The organism is Lacihabitans soyangensis (genome assembly GCF_024343775.1).
GTDB lineage: Bacteria > Bacteroidota > Bacteroidia > Cytophagales > Spirosomataceae > Leadbetterella > Leadbetterella soyangensis.
The window spans coordinates 1-1,418 of the sequence record NZ_RJUF01000108.1; the positions used below are offsets into that span (position 1 = coordinate 1).

At 36.1% G+C, this 1,418-nt stretch carries 2 protein-coding genes and 1 pseudogene; 2 read left to right on the top strand and 1 reads right to left on the bottom strand.

All coding sequences use genetic code 11. The features are described from left to right. Positions 1 to 327, bottom strand: a pseudogene (locus EGI31_RS14680) (M23 family metallopeptidase); the annotation flags it as partial. Positions 328 to 399: 72 nt separating this feature from the next. Here EGI31_RS14680 and panC point away from each other — a divergent pair. Then, positions 400 to 1,236, top strand: a complete 837-nt coding sequence (panC, locus tag EGI31_RS14685) for a pantoate--beta-alanine ligase (protein ID WP_255037937.1) — start codon at positions 400 to 402, stop codon at positions 1,234 to 1,236. A 46-nt stretch (positions 1,237 to 1,282) separates the two neighbouring features. Continuing rightward, on the top strand, positions 1,283 to 1,418 hold a 136-nt coding region (locus EGI31_RS14690; RefSeq protein WP_255037938.1), incomplete at its 3' end, for a monothiol bacilliredoxin BrxC family protein.

Sequence of the window (1,418 nt, forward strand, 5' to 3'; positions counted from 1 at the left end):
GGCTATAACTTGCTCTCCGTCTATTCCTTGTAGGTCTATTCCTCTGTGGAATTTCATTACTTTGTGTATGGGATGAAATCGACCACCATAAAACGAGTTTACCGATATTTCTCTTGCTAGCGGATTGCCCCCCGGTATGTTATTTACAAATAGAAAATTGAAAGGGTCGTTGTGTATATAACTTACTATTTCGTTGAGGTCGGTAATAGGTGTAAGGTCTACCTCCCAATAGTCTTCGAGAGTGAGCGAACTGTCTGGTTTCGAGCTCAACTGAGCAAAAGCCAACTGAGTAATTAGAACGAAGAAAGTTGTTAATCTAAGAATCATAATATTTAAAAATCATGCAAAATTACAATATAAATGCTTAATTGCTTGTAATTATTAACATACTTAACATAAATGAAGGTTTTTACATCAATAGTTGATACGCAGAATTATCTTAAAAGTCATTATCCCAAATCGATTGGATTCGTGCCAACCATGGGAGCTTTGCACGAAGGCCATATAGCTCTTGTTAAGAAATCTATCGCTGAAAATGAGCTCACGGTTTGCAGTATTTTTGTAAATCCTACTCAGTTTAATAATCCTGATGACCTCAAAAAATACCCAAGAACGCTTGATGAAGATTGTAAAATGTTACAAGAAGCAGGATGTGACGTGGTTTTTGCTCCTTCGGCAGAAGAAATGTACCCTTCATTGCCTATTTTGAAAATAGATTTTGGGCATTTAGAGCATATCATGGAAGGCAAATTTAGACCAGGTCATTTCAACGGGGTGGGTATAGTGGTTGCGAAGTTGTTCAATATCGTTAAACCAGATAAGGCCTATTTTGGTCAAAAAGATATACAGCAAGTGGCTGTGATTAATCGACTTATTACAGATTTGAGTTTTGACCTTAAAATGGTGGTTTGTGATACAATCAGAGAAAAAGATGGCTTGGCAATGTCTTCTCGCAACAGAAGACTTTCGCCCGAAGCAAGAGTTAGTGCTCCGAAAATTTTCCAATCTATGCTTCTTGGTAAGAAACTACTTTTGGAAGGCAATTCTGCATTTGTTGTCAAAAACAAAGTCTTAGATTTTTACAGAGCGTCTCCAGAGTTTGAATTGGAATACTATGAAATTGCTGATTTTGAGACTTTAGAAAGTATAGATGAACTAAACGAAAATAGGAAAACAGCAATAATTGTTGCGGCTCATTTGGGTGGAGTAAGACTAATAGATAATTACGTTTTTTGAACTATTCTTAATTAAACTTGTTGTTTTTTGAAACACTTTATTGAATATGAACTGGAATAATTTATCGGAAATTCAACAACTAGAAATCATCAAAGAAGAATCAAATGTGCAGCCTGTAGCGATTTTTAAGCACAGTACGCGTTGTTCCATAAGTGCCACGGCTTTGGATAGATTCGAAAGGA

What these genes read in the sequence shown, in the direction of transcription:
- panC (WP_255037937.1), top strand. Translation starts at nt 400, where the DNA reads ATGAAGGTTTTTACATCAATAGTTGATACGCAGAATTATCTTAAAAGT.